Origin of the sequence: Sporosarcina sp. P32b (assembly GCF_002743335.1) — a bacterium.
Taxonomy (GTDB): domain Bacteria; phylum Bacillota; class Bacilli; order Bacillales_A; family Planococcaceae; genus Sporosarcina.
In genome coordinates this window covers 14,051-32,878 of record NZ_PDZB01000024.1, presented here as the reverse complement: position 1 = coordinate 32,878, position 18,828 = coordinate 14,051, and the positions used below count along the sequence as shown (strand labels likewise).

The following is an 18,828-nucleotide window of genomic DNA, read 5'->3' as shown; positions in this document are numbered from 1 at the left end:
AATCCTTGGCCTTCCTTACTTTCAAGAAACCGAAAGCCACCACCATAACCCCGTCAACGTAATCAGAAGCGTAGGCACAGTCAATACGATACCTACCTTGAAATAATACCCCCATGAAATACGCACGCCTTTTAACGATAGCACATGCAACCAAAGCAACGTCGCGAGCGAGCCGATCGGTGTCATCTTCGGACCTAAATCAGACCCAATCACATTCGCATAAATTAGCGCTTCTCGCACATCAGGCGGAACTGCGGCATCTTGGATTGCGAGCGCGTCGATCATGACAGTCGGCATATTATTCATAATCGACGATAGGATCGCTGCGATGAACCCCATGCTAATCGTTGCAGCATACAAGCCATGGCTCGATGTCCACTCGATCAAACCTGTCAGTACAGTCGTCAATCCTGCATTGCGCAATCCATAGACGACTACGTACATCCCGATAGAAAAGAACACAATAGCCCAGGGTGCGCCTTTGATTACCGTTTTAGTCTGCACCGCTTCGCTTGTCCTTGCGATCAGCAAGAATATGATCGCAATGGAACCTGCGATAAAGGAGACTGGTAAACCTAGTGATTCGCTAATGAAGTAGCCGAACAATAATACGCCGAGTACTACCCAGGAAATACGGAATAGTTTATGGTCACGTATCGCACTGGCAGGTGTACGTAGCAATTTCTCATCAAAACGTTTCGGTATCGATTTGCGGAAGTACAAATACAACACGACAATACTTGCGCCAAGACTGAAGAAGTTCGGAATGATCATACGGCTCGCGTATTCAGCGAAGCCGATGCCGAAGAAGTCAGCAGAGACGATGTTCACGAGATTGCTGACGACAAATGGCAGGGAAGTAGTGTCCGCAATGAATCCCGACGCCATGACGAAGGGTAAGATCATTTTCTCTTTGAAATTAAGCGCACGCACCATCGCGAGAACTATGGGCGTGAGTATTAATGCGGCTCCATCATTTGCGAATAAAGCCGATACACTGGCACCAAGCAGGATGACTAGTAAAAACATCCGCACGCCGCTTCCTTTGGCAAAACGCGCCATATGTAATGCAGACCATTCGAAAAATCCGATTTCATCGAGGATCAAGGAAATGATGATCAGTGCAACAAACGTTAATGTAGCATTCCATACGATAGACGTTACATCAATGACGTCAGTAAAGCTGACGACACCAAAAAGTAAGGCGAGAACCGCACCAGCGATAGCGGACCAGCCGATGGATAGGTTACGCGGTTGCCAAATAACCAGGACCAACGTGAGTAGAAATATAGTAGCAGCTAGTATTATTTGCATCGATTCTCCTCCTGACTACATTCAATAGTAGGAACCGGTAATAACTTCAATAATTCTTGTAGTAACAAGTAGTGGGGATGGGAATCATTTAATGACCAAAACACCCAACGTCCACGTCGTTCATTCAGCACAATTTCATCACTCTTTAGTCTGTGCATATGCTGGCTAATTGCAGGTTGTGATACGTCTAGTAAAGTATTCAAATCACAAATGCATAAAGGCTTTTGCTCCAATGCCTTCAATAATTGTAATCGGGATTGATCGCCAATCGTTTTTAAGAAACGTTCCATTTGTTTAGGATTCATAAAATACTCCTTTGTTTTTAGTATCTATAGCATATAAGCTAAGACTTATATATTCAATACTTTTATACAAACAAAAAAGGAAGCCACAAGGGGAGTGTGGCTTCCTTTTTATCTCGAGTTGGTTGACCGAGTTACTTATCGTTCTTTGCTCAACTCATCATGAATGAGATCCATATTGTAGCTCAAATATTTTACATACGTATCAATCTCGTCACCAGGATTACCAATTTCATCAGAGTAGATCGGCTTTTCGGCAATTGGAACGCCAGTCTCTGCAGAAACAGTTTCCATTGGGCGAGTGTCTACGTTGGATTCTACAAATAACACAGGAACTTTGTGCTCTTTGATATAGTTAATGAGTTCTTTAATTTGTTTAGGAGAACCATTCTCTTCTGTATCGATTTCCCAGATAAACGCTTCTTTTAAGCCGTAGTGATCATTCAAGTACTGGAATGCACGTTCACTTGTTACGAGTACACGGTTTTCTTCAGGTATTGTAGAAATACGCTCTGCGAATTCATCATCCAATTCTTGAAGACGTTTTACGTATTCGTCACCTTGCGCTTGAATTTTTTCGCTCTCTGTCGGGTGCTTTTCAATCAATACGTCGCGCATAGCTTCTGCCATCTTGACACCAACCGCTGGATCGATAAACGCGTGTGGATTGATTTCCTCATCAGTGCCGTCTTCTCCACCGATATACTTCGGCCCTACATCTTCAGTCAAGCTGAAAATATTTTCGTCCTTCTGACCGACGGAATCCATCATTTTGAAGAACCAGCCTTTTTCTCCGCCTTCTAGGTTTAAACCGTTGTAGAATAATACGTCAGCATCTGTTGCCGCTTTGATATCATTCGGCAATGGCTCATATTCGTGAGGGTCCGTTCCAGTTGGTACTAAGTTATATACGTCAACGTAGTCCCCACCGATTTCACGTGCCATATCCGCAATGATAGTAAATGACGTAACGACTTTCAGCTTGTCGCCTGTTTCCGCTACTTTGTCTCCGTCGTCCGTACCTTCTGTCTTTTTGCCTTCATCATCATTACCGCATGCCGCTAACATAAATACAGCGAGCAATGACAACGTTAGCCACTTTGCTAAGTTCTTCATGTAATACACTCTACTCCTTTATGGATATTAAATTTATTTTACCGCCGTGGCGGTTGGTTCCTTACTCGGTTGCGCCTGTCATTGATTTACGTTTGAATTTCTTCCGGAACATACCGACCACAAGACCTTGTTTAGGTGAGAATAAAAATGCCAGGACGAAAATGGCTGTCGCGGCTAAGGCGATCACGGGTCCAGATGGCATGTTGTACAAGAAACTGAAATACAATCCAGTGATGGAAGACACGGCACCGAAAAATGCTGCCAGTACGACCATGATGGATAGGCGATTCGTTAATAGATACGCCGTAGAAGCGGGTGTAATCAATAAAGAGACAACAAGAATTACTCCAACAGTTTGTAATGAAGCAACTGTAACCAACGTTAATAAAAACATAATCGCGTAATGAATTAAACGCGTTTTCAAACCGTATGCTGCGGCCATCGTCTCGTCAAAACTAGAAACGAGAAGTTCTTTAAAGAACAACACGACTACTAAAATGACAATGGCACCAATGATCAATGTCAGCCACATATCAGAACTACGGACAGATAACACGTTACCGAATAAAATCTGCGTTAAGTCCGTCGCGCTTTTGGCTTGTGTGATTAAAATAATCCCGAGAGCAAAAAACGCTGAAAAGACAATCCCGATAGAGGAGTCATTCTTGATTCGACTATTTTGAGATATGGCACCGATGCTGAATGCGGTAAGAACACCCGTAAACACGGCACCATAGAAATAACTAATTCCAAGCATATAAGAAATGGCAACACCCGGTAGAACCGCGTGGGAAATCGCATCACCCATCAAAGCCATACCTCGAAGAACGATGAAACTACCAATGACTCCACAAATGATGCCGACCATGATCGACGTAATCAATGCTTTCTGTAAGAAACCGTACGTCATTAAGTCTTGAATAAACTCCATTACATAGAAACCTCCAAGCCGTCGATCATAAATTCACGGTTATATGCTTTCGCCATATTGTCTGACTGGAACACTTTACTAGTAGGACCTGCATCAATTAACTCTTTATTAATGAGGACCAACCCATCAAAATACTTTTTCACTTTAGACAAATCATGGTGAACAACGAAAATCACTTTGCCGGCCTCTCGCATTTCGCGCAAGATTCCAATAATGATTTCTTCACTGGATACGTCAATTCCGACAAATGGTTCGTCAAGAAAGAAATAGTCCGCCTTTTGGGCTAGTGCGCGTGCAAGGAATACCCGTTGTTGCTGGCCACCCGACAATTCACCAATTTGGCGATTTGCGAAACCTTCCATTCCTACTTGCTTTAAACACTCCATTGCCCATTCTTTATCTGCTTTACGCGGACGTCTGAGCAAACCAATTTTTGGATACGTTCCTAGTAAAACCGTATCTTTCACAATGATCGGGAAGTTCCAGTCGATATTGGAACGCTGAGGAACATAAGCGATTTGCTTACGCATGGAATCCACCGTCTTGCTACCGATTTTTACATCCCCCTGATCTTTATGGATTAAGCCAAGCATAGCTTTCATCAATGTAGATTTACCCGCACCATTCGGCCCGAGAACACCAATCAAACTACCAGATCCAAATGAAAACGAAACGTCTTTTACGACTTCATTGCCGTCATACGAAACACTTATATTGCTGACCGTTATCGGATCTATCATCCAGTTTCCTCCTCTTTTCTTTCCCTAGTGCAACTTTCAGATAAAAGGAATACAACTTTTATTTTACTCAAGAAGCAGTATAGTTTTTTTATAAGTAATAATATAAAACAATAGTTTCCCTTATGCAACTCTAATGCATGATTGGTACTATATTGTTTCCTTCGTGCAACATTTATTAGTATAACTTACTCAAAAATATCTGTAAAGCGGTAATTGAAAATATATTCTTGCAGATTTCCTCAAGAAGCACATGTATTTGAATAGATGCGTCATATTGTATGTAGTTTATGCTTATATATAGGAAGTAAACTGGACATAAACCCAATGACTCGCTTTAAAATTATTGCAACTGGAAGTTTGGTGAGTGAAAGAAGTAGGGTAAGTACATACTAATGAGATGATGAGAGGAGTAGTGATGTATGAAGAAAGTAGCTGGCCCGCTTATAGCCATCATAGTGTTAGTAGTAATCGCAGCGATTATGATCGTTCCTTCTTACAACAAATTAGTCAATCTAGAAGAAGACGTCGACCAGTCGTATGCGCAGATTGAAACGCAATTACAACGTAGAGTAGATTTAATCCCGAACCTAGTCAATACAGTGAAAGGGTATGCCTCACATGAAAAAGAGGTGCTTGAAAACATTGCCAACGCACGTAGTAAAATGGCCGGGGCACAAGGTCCTGAAGAACAAGCAGCCGCAGATTCAGAACTATCGAGCGCATTAAGTCGTTTACTAGTCGTTGTAGAAAACTATCCTGACTTAAAAGCAAATCAAAACTTCCAACAATTAATGGATGAGTTAGCAGGTACGGAAAATCGTATCGCGGTTGCACGCAAAGATTATAACGACGTCGTGTCGGTCTTTAATAGAACCGTTAAACGATTCCCAGGTAAAATCGTTGCTTCGATCTTCGGATTCGATGAAAAAGAATACTTCAAAGCGGTCGAAGGGGCGCAACAACCGCCATCAGTCGATTTTGGGGATGACGCGAAGTGATCAACCGCATCTGCATGTTCTTCGTAGCACTACTAGTGGCCCTTACTGGTACTACGACCGTTCATGCGATTACAGAAGTAGTAGTGGACGATGCGGACATTTTATCACCCGAGCAAGAAGCAGAGATAGAAGAGTATGGCATTCGCTTGCAAGCAGCAACGAAAGCCGAACTCGCTGTTCGTACAGTATATTCCCTAGAAGGCGAGTCGGTTGAGGAATACGCATTACGCTTGCTCCGTGAATTGCAATTAGGCGATAAAGAAATGGACAACGGCGCATTGCTCGTCGTTTCCACAGAAAAAAATGAAGCTGCAGGTATTGAGCGGAAGTTTTATTTAACGACCGGCTACGGTTTGGAAGGAGCACTTCCTGACGGTAAAGTGGGACGTTATATTGATGAACTAGCGATGCCGTATTTAAGGCAAGAACAACCAGACCTCGCGATTATGGAAGCATACAAAGCTTTTTATAATGAAATAGCCGCGGAATACGGACTCGAAGGCGATGAGTTGCCAGTCGTATACCCTGAGCAAGGTGAAGAAGACGTAGGCATGCCATCGATTATTTTCGTGATCATCGTTCTCTATATTCTCTTCCGCATCTTTTTCGGCGGTGGAGGAAGAGGCGGTGGCGGCGGTCCAGGTGGTCGATCTAGTGTCGGCCCGATATTCTTCCCTGGCTCCGGTGGCGGTGGCTTCGGAGGTGGAAGTGGCGGCGGGGGCTTTGGTGGCTTCGGCGGCGGTGGTTCGGGTGGTGGTGGCGGAGCAGGCCGAAGTTGGTAATAGCTTACTTCGCGGGAAGTGACGATAACTCGAATTTTGAGTTATCGTCACTTTTTTGTTTGGATTGGTTGGTTGAGTGCTCTATGTGGCCACGGGGCGCTCAATGAGGTAGGCTAAGCGCTCAATGATTCACGCTATCTGCTCTATGAAGTTTCGCGAGTGCTCTATACGTAGCGATATCCGCTCTATCGCGATCCGCAGCCGCTCATAGTTTCATGTTATTCGCTCTATGTAGCTGCGTATCCGCTCAATGCCCGCGGCACGACAGCTCGTCCACCCGTATCCGATCCGCCGCGCCATCTATCTTTGGCATTTGCTGTTTGCCGCTCAATGAATCACAAAATCCGCTCAATCCCATCCTGCCAACGCTCTATCCATAGCGTTATCCGCTCTATCGCGATCCGCAGCCGCTCATAGTTTCATGTTATTCGCTCTAAGTAGCTGCGTATCCGCTCAATGCCCGCGGCACGACAAATCGTCCTCCCACATTCTATCCGCCGCGCCATCTATCTTTGGCATTTGCGATTTAGCGCTCAATGAATCACAAAATCCGCTCAATCCCATCCTGCCAGCGCTCTATCCGCAATGCTATCCGCTCTATCGCGGTCCATAGCCGCTCATAGTTTCATGTTATTCGCTCTAAGTAGCTGCGTATCCGCTCAATGCCCGCGGCACGACAGCTCGTCCTCCCACATTCTATCCGCCGCGCCATCTATCTTTGGCATTTGCGATTTAGCGCTCAATGAATCACAAAATCCGCTCAATCCCATCCCACCAGCGCTCTATACGTAGCGATATCCGCTCTATCGCGATCCGCAGCCGCTCATAGTTTCATGTTATTCGCTCTAAGTAGCTGCGTATCCGCTCAAAGCCCGCGGCACGACAGCTCGTCCACCCGTATCCAATCCGCCGCGCCATCTATCTTTGGCATTTGCTGTTTGCCGCTCAATGAATCACAAAATCCGCTCAATGTAATCCCGCCAACGCTCTATCCGCAATGCCATCCGCTCTATCCCAATCCACAACCGCTCATAAATCCAAGTTACCCGCTCTATCAAACCCCACAACCGCTCATACCCCATCCCAACCTCAACCTCAACACCCACCCACTCCAAAAAATGCAAATCCCTAGAAAAACAACCCAATCCATGCCATCATAAGTACAAACGAGGTGATCCACATATGAAAATTCAACTCTACACAAAACCCAATTGTGAGCTATGCGAAGAAGCGGAACGAATGCTTCACTTGGTCGCGGAAGATTACCGACTCGAGTGGCAGACGATCAATATAGAAGAAGATGACGAAATCCACGAGAAATATATGCTGATGATCCCGGTCATCGAGCACGAAGGACAAGTGTTGGCATATGGAAATATCGGCTATGTCGATGTTTTGGAATTAATTGAACAATGAAAACGCTTTCTTGTTGTGTTTCATTTTCAAACATGCTATACTTCACGTATAGTATTTTTTTACACTAGGTGGGACAAGAATAAACAACAGGGATCAAATATAACCCACTTGAAAAGAGTGATGTGAGTGAACTTGTCATTTTATGAAGCGCAACTCGCACTTATACCTGAACTTCCGCTGTTGATCGAGCAACGCTACCATATGTTGAAGCTAATCAAAGCGTCGGGACCTGTTGGCAGACGAACACTTAGTTCTGTGTCTGGTTATTCCGAGCGGGAAACGCGCACGATGCTTGATTTATTGAAAGAGCAGGAATTGGTGCATATTGCGAAAGATGGCGTATCGACTACAGAAAAAGGTATAGAAGTGCTCTTTGCATTGCATGATACGATGGAGGAAAGATCGGGCAGACGACAACTTGCGAATGAGTTGGCGGAGCGTCTCGGCATTCTAAAAGTACATGTAGTAGAAGGGGATTCCGATGATTCACCTTTAACGAAAAAGTTGCTTGGTATGCAAGCGGCGAAACAATTTCGCTCGCGCATTAAAGGCAATGAAATTGTCGCAGTAACTGGCGGCAGTTCAGTAGCCGCGATTCCATCGTTTATGCAGCAAGATGAATTGCCGGATGTGCAATTCATTGCAGCAAGAGGTGGCGTAGGGGAAGAAATTGGGTTACAGGCGAATATGATTGCTGCTTCGTTTGCAGAAACGTGTCAAGCGACATACAAAGCGTTTTATTATCCAGATACTTTGAGTGAAGAAGCACATGCGGTATTCCAGCATGAGCCTGCTGCGAAAGAGATGCTGGAGTTATATAGTCGCACCGATTGCGTGATCCACGGTGTCGGGAATGCGACGAAAATGGCTGTATTGCGAAACTCTCCTGAAGAGGAACAGCAGATTCTACAGGATCGGCAAGCGAAGGGAGAAGCGTTCGGCTTTTATTTCAATCAGCAAGGTGAAATTGTCCATCGGATCCGTACAGTTGGAATTCAGATGGAGCAATTGCAAGACGTTCCGCTCGTGCTCACAGTAGCCGGCGGAGCAAGTAAAGCGGAAGCACTGCTGTCGTATTTAGCCAGTGCACCGTCTCAGACGATTTTAGTAACAGACGAAGGGGCAGCGGAAAATATGCTGTCGCTCATGTAAAACGCGAACACAATGCCTAGAAGGCAAAAACATAACAACCACTTTAACGGAGGCGATTTAGTATGACAGTAAAAATAGCGATTAATGGATTTGGACGAATTGGACGATTGGTACTTCGCGAAGCATTTGCAACAAAAGATGTAGAAGTAGTGGCAATTAATGATTTGACAGACGCAGCGATGTTGGCTCATTTATTGAAATATGATTCAGTGCACGGCATTTTTGATACAGATGTGCAATCAGATGAATCTTCAATCATGGTAAATGACAAAAAGATTAGCGTGTTTGCAGAAAAAGATCCTGCGAACTTACCTTGGAAAGACCTTGGCGTAGATATCGTGATCGATTGTACAGGTGTCTTCCGTTCAAAAGAAGCATTGCAAAAGCACATCGACGCAGGTGCAAAGAAAGTCATCTTATCAGCTCCACCACAAGGTGACATGACAACACTTGTGATGGGTGTCAATGAAGGAACGTACGATGCAGCGAACGACCACATCGTGTCGAACGCGTCTTGTACGACAAACTGTTTAGCACCTGTCGTGAAAGTATTGAATGATTCATTCGGCGTTAAGCGCGGTATGATGACGACGATTCACTCGTATACGAACGACCAGAAAATTCTTGATCTACCACACTCCGACTACCGACGTGCGCGTGCGGCTGGCGTGTCGATGATTCCAACGACAACGGGTGCAGCTTCTGCTGTAACGAAAGTAATTCCTGAACTGAAAGGGAAACTAGATGGAATGGCCGTACGTGTGCCAACTCCAAACGTGTCACTTGTGGACTTTGTAACGGAATTAGAAAAAGACGTAACGGTAGAAGAAGTCAACGCTGCATTGAAGAAAGCTTCTGAAGGCGAATTAAAAGGACTTCTATTCTTCAGTGACTTGCCATTAGTATCTGTTGATTACAATGGAAACACTGCTTCTTCCACAGTAGATGGATTGTCTACAATGGTGATGGAAGACAATATGGTAAAAGTAATTTCTTGGTACGATAATGAGTCAGGTTACTCTGCTCGTTGTATCGATCTTGCACGATATATGAGCAAACAAGGCCTATAAGCCGAGAAAACCATGAATTCTGTTATAAATCGTAGCCATTCCACAAGTAACCGATTATAATGAATAAATATGGGTGAGAGGAACGGAGAACCCCGTTCCTCTTTTTGTATTTAAGCCGAGGAGGACTTATTGTATGAACATGAAAAAGACGATCAGAGATATTAAATTGAACGGCCAGCGCGTATTTTGTCGCGTGGATTTCAACGTACCGATGGAAGATGGAGCGGTAACGGATGATACACGCATTAGAGCGGCACTACCAACAATTGAATATATGACAAACGCAGGGGCAAAAGTGATTTTAGCTAGCCACCTCGGACGTCCTAAAGGTGAAGTACAAGAAGAAATGCGTTTGACACCTGCTGGCGATAAATTGTCTGAGCTTCTTGGGAAAACAGTGAAGAAACTCGATTCATCAATAGGTGAAGAAGTAGAAAAAGCGATTGCCGAAATGAAAGACGGCGACGTGATCTTGCTGGAAAACGTTCGCTTTAATCCAGGCGAAGAAAAGAATGATACAGAACTGTCCAAGCAATATGCAGAGCTTGCTGACGTCTTTGTGAATGACGCATTTGGAACAGCGCACCGCGCACATGCTTCCACTGCTGGCATTGCAGAGTACATACCAGGCGTTCTTGGCTTCTTACTTGAGAAAGAATTAGATGTTCTCGGAAAAGCCTTGTCTCATCCTGATCGTCCGTTCACAGCGATCATTGGCGGTGCGAAAGTAAAAGACAAAATCGGCGTTATTGATAATTTGTTGGATAATGTCGACAACTTGTTAATTGGTGGCGGATTGTCATATACATTCACACGCGCACAAGGTCACGAAACTGGAGATTCACTAGTAGAAGAAGATAAAGTAGAGTTGGCGAAATCTTTCATTGAAAAGGCGAAGCAACGGGCAGTGACTCTATACTTGCCGACAGATGCAGTCGTAGCGAATAAGTTTGCAGCGGATGCAGAAACGAAAACGGTTTCAGTCGATGCGATTACAGAAGGCTGGATGGGTCTCGATATCGGACCGGAAACAGCAGCGCGTTATGAGCAAGTGATTAAAAACTCGAAGTTTGTCATCTGGAACGGGCCGATGGGTGTGTTCGAAATGGAACCATTCGCAAACGGTACGAAAACAGTGGCGGACGCGATGGCAGAAACAGCAGCTTACACGGTAATTGGTGGAGGAGACTCTGCAGCGGCTGTGGAAAAGTTTGAAGTAGCAGAACAAATGGATCACGTATCTACAGGTGGCGGCGCTTCACTCGAGTTCATGGAAGGTAAAGAATTGCCAGGAGTCGCTGTACTACAAGATCGAGAATAAGGAGGAATTCTTTTGCGAAAACGAATAATTGCGGGCAACTGGAAAATGTTTAAATTATCTGGTGAAGCTGCAGATTTTGCGGAACACATTAAAGAACAACTCACGGCATCAGATCAAGTCGAAGCAGTCATTTGCCCTCCGGCATTGTATCTGAACGATTTACAACAACGTTTTGAAACGACTGCGATTAAAGTAGGCGCTCAAACGATGCATGATACAGACGAAGGGGCATTCACAGGCGAAATCAGCCCAGCTATGCTGGAAGACTTAGGCGTACAGTATGTCATTCTTGGACACTCTGAACGTCGTCAGTATTTCAATGAAACAGACGATACGGTAAATAAAAAAGTACTCGCAGCGTTCAACCATCACCTCGTACCGATCGTTTGTGTAGGGGAATCGTTAGAACAACGCGAAGCACTTGAAACGGTTTCAATTGTTTCCGCACAAGTAGAAAAAGCGTTTCACGGCGTAACAGCGGAACAAGCGAAACAAGCAGTCATTGCGTACGAACCTATCTGGGCAATCGGCACAGGCAAAACCGCAACAGCTGACGATGCCAATGAAGTATGTGCAGCGATCCGTCATAAGGTCGAAACACTTTATACAAAAGATGTAGCAGATGCAGTGCGTATTCAATACGGCGGCAGTGTAAAACCAGAAAACATCGCTGAATTACTTAGCAAGGACAATATTGACGGTGCGTTAGTCGGAGGAGCAAGTCTTGATCCGACAGCATTCGTAAAATTAGTGGAGGCTGGAACTCATGGCGAATAAACCGGTCGCGTTAATTATCTTGGACGGTTTTGGCTTACGAGATGAATCGTACGGCAACGCGGTAGCGCAATCTAACATTCCAAACTTTGATTTGCTGTGGGAGAACTACCCTCACGCAACATTGACGGCATGTGGAGAAGCGGTAGGGTTACCAGAAGGACAAATGGGGAACTCTGAAGTAGGACACTTGAACATTGGGGCTGGGCGTATCGTCTATCAAAGCTTGACGCGCATCAACAAGTCGATTCGTGAAGGCGAGTTCTTTGATAACGCGACATTGCTTGAAACGATGGAGCACGTCAAAACGAAAGACTCTGCACTTCACGTGATGGGGTTACTATCTGACGGCGGCGTCCACAGTCATTATGAGCATTTATTCGCTTTATTGAAAATGGCGAAAGAACATGGCGTGGAGCGTGTCTACTTGCATGCATTCCTCGACGGACGTGACGTAGGACCAACGACAGCACTTCCTTATATCAAACGTACAGAAGATGTCATGGAAGAAGTCGGTGTTGGCCAAATCGCAACGGTGTCCGGCAGATATTTTGCGATGGACCGCGACAAGCGCTGGGAACGCGTGCAGAAAACGTATGACGCGATGGTCTACGGTATCGGACCTCATTGTGATTCAGCAGAAGAAGGAATCCGCGCTTCATATGCCGAAGAAATACATGATGAGTTTGTCGAACCATTTGTCGTTCAACAAGACGGCAAACCAGTAGCGACGATTCATAACGGAGACGCGGTTATATTCTTCAATTTCCGCCCAGACCGTGCGATTCAATTGTCACGCGCTTTAACGCAACCTGACTTTGATGGCTTCGATCGCGGCGTGAAAAAATTTACGGACTTACATTTTGTCGGCTTTACGCATTATAATGATGATGTAGTAGCAGACATTGTATTTCATACTGTCAATCTAACCAAAACAATCGGTGAAGTGCTAGAAGACCAAGGCAAGCGTCAGTTGCGTATTGCGGAAACGGAAAAGTATCCGCATGTGACGTTCTTTATGAGTGGCGGACGCGAAGAGACGTTTGAAGGGGAAACCCGCATTCTGATCAATTCGCCCAAAGTCGCGACGTATGATTTGCAACCGGAAATGAGCGCATACGAAGTAACAGATGCGTTAGTGGCGGAAATCGAAGCGGAACGACAAGATGCCATCATCCTGAACTTCGCGAATCCGGATATGGTCGGTCATAGCGGAATGCTAGAGCCGACGATTAAAGCCATTGAAACGGTCGATACTTGTTTAGGCCGAATCATTGATGCCTTATCTGCAAAAGGCGGATCGGCTATCATTACAGCGGATCACGGCAATGCGGATGAAGTCACTACTATCGGTGGACAACCTATGACGGCGCACACGACAAATCCTGTACCTGTCATTGTGACGAATCCAGATGTAGTGCTGCGCACAGACGGTATTCTTGCAGACTTGGCACCGACGATGTTGAAAATGTTAGGAATTCCACAACCGGTTGAAATGACCGGAAAATCATTATTCTAAGGAGAGATTTTCATGCCAATCATTACCCACATTCAAGCTAGAGAAGTATTGGATTCACGAGGCAATCCAACTGTAGAAGTAGAAGTATTCACAGAAAGCGGTGCCTTTGGACGTGCCATCGTACCATCTGGTGCATCTACTGGGGAGTATGAAGCGGTAGAATTGCGTGACGGCGACGAAAATCGTTATAACGGTAAAGGCGTATTGAAAGCAGTCGATCATGTCAATGAAGTGATCTCTTCTGAACTAGAAGAAAACTATTCGGTATTGGATCAAGTCGTCATCGACAGAGCATTGATCGAATTAGACGGTACAGACAATAAAGGCAAGCTCGGTGCGAACGCAATTCTAGGAGTATCTATGGCAGTTGCACACGCAGCAGCAGATTACCTAGACGTTCCATTGTACCAGTACCTTGGCGGATTCAACGCGAAGCAATTGCCGGTACCGATGATGAATATCCTAAACGGTGGAGAGCACGCAGATAACAACGTCGACATCCAGGAATTCATGATCATGCCAGTTGGCGCAGAATCTTTCCGACATGCACTTCGCATGGGTACGGAAATTTTCCACAGCCTAAAATCTGTACTTCACAGTAAAGGCTTGAACACAGCGGTTGGAGACGAAGGCGGATTTGCTCCGAACTTAGCATCTAACGAAGAAGCACTATCAACGATTATCGAAGCGATCGAAAAAGCAGGGTACAAAGCAGGCGAAGATATCTTGCTTGCAATGGACGTAGCTTCTTCTGAGTTCTACGATAAAGACCAAAACAACTACTACCTTGCAGGTGAAGATATTCGTAAAACATCTGAAGAAATGGTTGCTTGGTATGAAGAGCTTTGCGAAAAGTACCCAATCGTATCAATCGAAGACGGTTTGGACGAGAACGACTGGGCTGGCCACAAGCTATTGACAGAACGTCTTGGCAATACAGTTCAATTAGTCGGTGACGATCTATTCGTGACAAACACGGAAAAATTATCACGTGGAATTAAAGAAGGCATCAGTAACTCGATCCTTATCAAAGTGAACCAAATCGGTACATTGACTGAAACATTCGATGCGATTGAAATGGCGAAACGCGCAGGCTATACGGCAGTCATCTCTCACCGTTCAGGTGAATCAGAAGACGTCACGATTGCAGACATCGCAGTCGCAACAAACGCTGGCCAAATCAAAACGGGTGCACCTTCTCGTTCGGATCGTGTCGCGAAATACAATCAATTGCTTCGTATCGAAGACCAATTGTTTGAAACAGCACAGTACCTAGGCAAAGACACATTCTATAATTTGAATAAATAATAAACGCTACTACTGGTCAATCGGCATAATTTGTAACAAAAGGTTGTGCCGAGAGACTTGCTTTGGTAGAATAGAAATGTTGTAACTTGCTATTTTTGGAGGTGGAAAAACATGCATGCAGTTTTCACAGCATCGCTGATAGTCGTAGCTATAGCATTAATAGTAGTCGTTTTATTGCAATCCGGTAAAAGTGCGGGACTGTCAGGGGCCATCTCCGGAGGCGCAGAGCAACTTTTCGGAAAACAAAAAGCACGTGGATTAGATCTCGTTCTACAAAGAGCGACAATCGTCTTATCCGTCTTATTTTTTGTCCTAACCATTGCGATTATGAAAATATAAAATGCAAGCGCCTGACCATGTTTGAACGGTCAGGCGCTTTTCGTAGAAGGGAACGAAAGACATGCGAATTGCCCAACCGAAACCATTCTTCTTTCAACATGGAAAACGTGCGGTATTACTGTTGCATGGTTTCACAGGAACATCCGCGGACGTGCGGATGCTCGGCCGCTTCCTTGAAAAACATAATTATACTTCATTAGCACCACATTACCGCGGTCATGGTGTGCCGCCTGAGGAACTAATCCTGACGAATCCTGACCAGTGGTGGCAAGATGTATTGGATGCATATAATGAGCTAAAAGGGGCAGGATATGAAGAGATTGCCGTGGCGGGATTATCGCTCGGCGGTGTATTCTCATTGAAACTCGCAGCGCAATTTCCGCTCAAAGGCATCGTCACGATGTGTGCACCGATGACGATGAAAACGACTGACTTGATGTGGTCAGGCGTGCTGAAATATGCACGAGATTACAAAAAGTTCGCAGGCCTGTCAGACGAGCAAATCAAAGAAGAAATGGACGACTTAAAAACGAAGTCGATGCCAGGTCTAGACGGTTTGCAATCGATGGTACAAGGCGTACGCGACCAAGTCGACTGCATCTACACACCATTACTCGTAGTTCAATCACGTCATGACGACGTAATCGATCCAAATTCCGCGCAAATCATCTATGACGAAGCAGAATCCACGGACAAAGAACTACAATGGTACGAAGAATCCGGCCACGTCATTACACTAGGTCCCGAAAAAGCACAACTTCACGAAAACGTACTACATTTTTTAGAATCCCTTGATTGGCAAGAGTGAAAACAGGGGAAGATATAACTAAAGGAACAAAAGGAGGAGATGATTGTTTGGAACCAAATATAAAAGAGTTACAAGAACGGGTTATGTCTTTATTAAAAGACAAATCCTATATGCCGTCCACTGTCCACGAAATACAAGAAGCACTCAACTTAGAACAGGCGGACGAATTTAAAGACTTAGTAAAAATGCTCGTACAATTAGAACAGAGCGGGAAAATTGTTCGTTCACGCAATAACCGCTACGGCTTGCCAGAACAAATGAATCTACTTCGCGGTAAATTCATCGGTCACGCAAAAGGCTTCGGCTTTGTCGTACCAGAGGAAGTAGAGGGCGATGATGTCTTCATCCCACCCCATGAAGTAAACGGCGCTATGAACGGCGACATCGTCTTTGTACGCGTATCCGGCAGCTCATTCGGAGATCGTCGCGAAGGCGTCATCACGAAAGTGGTCGAGCGTAAAACGACACAAGTCGTCGGAACGTATCAAGCCCATGAAGGCTATGGTTTCGTTCTACCAGACGATAAGAAATTGCCGATGGATTTATATATCGAAAAAGGTCATTCACTAGAAGCGGTAGACGGTCAGAAAGTGATCGCGGAAATTACGAACTGGCCAACCGATGAAAACAATGCAACGGGCATGATCACACAGATTCTCGGGCATAAAAACGACCCAGGTGTAGACATCCTATCGATCATTCACAAACATGGTATTGCAATCGAATTCCCTGAAGATGTTATGGAACACGCGAACAGTGTACCGACGACAGTTCAGCCAGAAGACTTCGAAGGTCGTAGAGATTTACGTAAAGAATTGACGATGACCATTGACGGTGCCGATGCAAAAGACTTGGATGATGCGATTTCCGTCTTCAAAGAAGACAACGGATCTTATCGTCTATTTGTGCATATCTCGGACGTCAGCTATTATGTCACAGAGAACTCTCCAATGGACGTAGAAGCTGCAGACCGTGGTACGAGTGTCTATTTAACAGACCGCGTCATTCCGATGTTACCGCATCGCTTGTCTAACGGTATCTGTTCTATCAATCCAGGAGAAGATCGCTTAACTTTGACATGCGAAATGAAAGTCGATGCAAATGGTAAAGTCATTGATCATGATATTTATCCGAGTGTTATCAATTCCAGTTACCGCATGACATACGATGAAGTGTATCAAATCATCGATCATCAAGACGAAGAACTTTCAAAGAAATACGAAGAAATCGTCCCAATGTTAAACGACATGGCGAAACTGGCAAGCATTTTCCGTAAGAAGCGTCAAGATCGTGGTGCAATCGACTTCGACTTCAAAGAATCCAAAATTCTAGTAGATGAAGAAGGATGGCCAACAGACGTCATCATTGTCGAGCGTACAGTATCTGAACGTTTGATCGAGGAATTTATGCTAGCTGCCAACGAAACCGTCGCCGAGCACTTCGACCGCATGAAAGTGCCGTTCTTATACCGAATCCACGAAGATCCTAAAGAAGAGAAATTACAACGCTTCTTCGAGTTCCTTACGACATTCGGTATCGTCGTCAAAGGAACAGGGAAAGAAATCGATTCAGGTGCATTGCAAGAAATCGTGAAATCGATCGAAGGAATGCCAGAACAATCACTGATCTCGACGATGTTATTACGTTCGATGCAACAAGCGAAGTACTTTGAAGACAGTATCGGTCACTTCGGTTTGTCTACAGAATACTACACGCACTTCACTGCACCGATCAGAAGATACCCAGACTTAATCGTTCACCGTCTGATCCGTACGTATTTATTCAATAAAGACACATCGGCACAAACGGTTGCACATTGGTCTGCTACACTGCCTGAGATTGCTCGACACACGTCTGAACGTGAACGCCGTGCAGTAGACGCAGAGCGTGATACGAACGCACTGAAGAAAGCACAGTTCATGTTAGATAAAATCGGAGAAGAGTTTGAAGGCGTTATTTCTTCTGTGACGAACTTCGGAATCTTTGTCGAACTGGAGAACACGGTAGAAGGACTCGTACATGTCAAAAACATGAACGACGACTATTATCGTTTCGACGATCGCCAAATGATGATGATCGGCGAACGGACAGCGAAACAATACCGTATCGGGGACGAAGTAAAAGTGCGTGTGACATCTGTTAAACCAGAAGAACAAGCAGTAGACTTCGAAATCGTCGGCATGAAAGAAAACTTCAGAGGTTCTCGTAAAGAGTCACCAACAGTCATCCAAGCTAGTAGAGGCAAGAGCAGAGGCCAAGGTGCAGGCAGAGGAAGAAGCCAAGCGTCTAGTAGTAAACCAAGTGTAGGTGGCGGAGCGAAAAGTTCTAGCGACAAGCGCAATAAAAAGTACGAAAAGCCAAAGAAGAAGTTTTACGAAGGTATGCCAAAGAAATCTAAGAAACGACCGAAGAAAAAATAAGACTGGAGCACGTCTCCGGTCTTCTAGCAAGGAGGAAGTTGCATGGCCAAAGGATCTGGAAAAGTACTCGCCGTCAATAAAAAGGCGAACTTTGATTACGCAATTGAAGAAACGATTGAAGCAGGCATCGTGCTAAAAGGAACGGAAATCAAATCGATCCGCAAAGGGAAAGTCCAGTTGCGCGACGCATTTATTCTAATCCGTAATAACGAAGCATGGTTGTCAAATATGCACATCAGCCCGTATGAACAAGGGAATATTCATAACCACGATCCCGTTCGTGTGCGGAAATTACTGTTGCACAAAAAACAAATTGCTTCACTCGCAGGCACGATGAAAGAACAAGGTTATTCCATCATCCCGTTGAAAATGTATATTAAAAATGGCTTCGCTAAAGTATTGATCGGTGTAGGTAAAGGGAAGAAACTCTATGATAAGCGCCAAGACTTGAAAGAAAAAGAGCATAAGCGTGATATGCAACGAGTATTCAAATCCAATCAACAAGATTGATAATCGAA

At 44.8% G+C, this 18,828-nt stretch carries 18 protein-coding genes; 13 read left to right on the top strand and 5 right to left on the bottom strand.

Features of this window, described 5'->3' with window-relative positions; genetic code table 11:
* Positions 1-21: 21 nt before the first annotated feature.
* The 5 genes from CSV64_RS13925 to CSV64_RS13905 form a co-directional block, all read right to left on the bottom strand.
* Complete coding sequence (locus CSV64_RS13925; protein ID WP_099635188.1) at positions 22-1,314, bottom strand: arsenic transporter; 1,293 nt, start codon at positions 1,312-1,314, stop codon at positions 22-24.
* Complete coding sequence (locus CSV64_RS13920; RefSeq protein WP_099635187.1) at positions 1,305-1,619, bottom strand: ArsR/SmtB family transcription factor; 315 nt, start codon at positions 1,617-1,619, stop codon at positions 1,305-1,307. Before CSV64_RS13920 ends, CSV64_RS13925 begins: the two co-directional genes overlap by 10 nt.
* A gap of 135 nt (positions 1,620-1,754) precedes the next feature.
* Complete coding sequence (locus tag CSV64_RS13915; RefSeq protein WP_199168559.1) at positions 1,755-2,732, bottom strand: metal ABC transporter solute-binding protein, Zn/Mn family; 978 nt, start codon at positions 2,730-2,732, stop codon at positions 1,755-1,757.
* Positions 2,733-2,793: 61 nt separating this feature from the next.
* On the bottom strand, positions 2,794-3,663 hold the full coding sequence (locus CSV64_RS13910; RefSeq protein ID WP_099635185.1) for a metal ABC transporter permease: 870 nt from the start codon (positions 3,661-3,663) through the stop codon (positions 2,794-2,796).
* Positions 3,663-4,403, bottom strand: coding sequence for a metal ABC transporter ATP-binding protein (locus CSV64_RS13905; protein WP_099635184.1), 741 nt, complete (start codon positions 4,401-4,403; stop codon positions 3,663-3,665). The genes CSV64_RS13910 and CSV64_RS13905 overlap by 1 nt, the downstream gene beginning before the upstream one ends.
* A 419-nt stretch (positions 4,404-4,822) precedes the next feature.
* Here CSV64_RS13905 and CSV64_RS13900 point away from each other — a divergent pair, with 419 nt between their 5' ends.
* From CSV64_RS13900 to smpB, 13 genes are all read left to right on the top strand, one after another.
* Positions 4,823-5,401 (top strand): LemA family protein, encoded by a 579-nt coding sequence (locus CSV64_RS13900; protein WP_099635183.1) that lies wholly within the window; start codon positions 4,823-4,825, stop codon positions 5,399-5,401.
* Positions 5,398-6,183, top strand: coding sequence for a TPM domain-containing protein (locus CSV64_RS13895; RefSeq protein WP_099635182.1), 786 nt, complete (start codon positions 5,398-5,400; stop codon positions 6,181-6,183). The genes CSV64_RS13900 and CSV64_RS13895 overlap by 4 nt, the downstream gene beginning before the upstream one ends.
* A 1,182-nt stretch (positions 6,184-7,365) precedes the next feature.
* Positions 7,366-7,599, top strand: a complete 234-nt coding sequence (locus tag CSV64_RS13890) for a glutaredoxin family protein (protein WP_099635181.1) — start codon at positions 7,366-7,368, stop codon at positions 7,597-7,599.
* 126 nt (positions 7,600-7,725) lie between these two features.
* Positions 7,726-8,751, top strand: coding sequence for a sugar-binding transcriptional regulator (locus CSV64_RS13885; RefSeq protein WP_099635180.1), 1,026 nt, complete (start codon positions 7,726-7,728; stop codon positions 8,749-8,751).
* 62 nt (positions 8,752-8,813) lie between these two features.
* Positions 8,814-9,821 (top strand): type I glyceraldehyde-3-phosphate dehydrogenase, encoded by a 1,008-nt coding sequence (gene gap, locus CSV64_RS13880; protein ID WP_099635179.1) that lies wholly within the window; start codon positions 8,814-8,816, stop codon positions 9,819-9,821.
* A gap of 133 nt (positions 9,822-9,954) precedes the next feature.
* Entirely contained in the window at positions 9,955-11,142 is a 1,188-nt protein-coding gene (locus tag CSV64_RS13875; RefSeq protein ID WP_099635178.1) for a phosphoglycerate kinase, read from the top strand.
* A gap of 12 nt (positions 11,143-11,154) precedes the next feature.
* Entirely contained in the window at positions 11,155-11,919 is a 765-nt protein-coding gene (tpiA, locus tag CSV64_RS13870) for a triose-phosphate isomerase (protein WP_099635177.1), read from the top strand.
* Complete coding sequence (gpmI, locus tag CSV64_RS13865; protein WP_099635176.1) at positions 11,909-13,435, top strand: 2,3-bisphosphoglycerate-independent phosphoglycerate mutase; 1,527 nt, start codon at positions 11,909-11,911, stop codon at positions 13,433-13,435. Before tpiA ends, gpmI begins: the two co-directional genes overlap by 11 nt.
* Before the next feature lie 12 nt (positions 13,436-13,447).
* Positions 13,448-14,743, top strand: a complete 1,296-nt coding sequence (gene eno / locus CSV64_RS13860) for a phosphopyruvate hydratase (protein WP_099635175.1) — start codon at positions 13,448-13,450, stop codon at positions 14,741-14,743.
* Between the two features lie 111 nt (positions 14,744-14,854).
* Entirely contained in the window at positions 14,855-15,082 is a 228-nt protein-coding gene (gene secG / locus CSV64_RS13855) for a preprotein translocase subunit SecG (protein ID WP_029054061.1), read from the top strand.
* Between the two features lie 61 nt (positions 15,083-15,143).
* Positions 15,144-15,890: an alpha/beta hydrolase gene (locus CSV64_RS13850; protein ID WP_099635174.1), complete on the top strand. Its 747-nt coding sequence runs from the start codon at positions 15,144-15,146 to the stop codon at positions 15,888-15,890.
* 83 nt (positions 15,891-15,973) lie between these two features.
* Entirely contained in the window at positions 15,974-18,310 is a 2,337-nt protein-coding gene (gene rnr, locus CSV64_RS13845) for a ribonuclease R (protein ID WP_233190478.1), read from the top strand.
* Positions 18,311-18,352: 42 nt separating this feature from the next.
* Entirely contained in the window at positions 18,353-18,820 is a 468-nt protein-coding gene (gene smpB, locus CSV64_RS13840) for an SsrA-binding protein SmpB (protein ID WP_099635172.1), read from the top strand.
* Positions 18,821-18,828 lie beyond the last annotated feature (8 nt).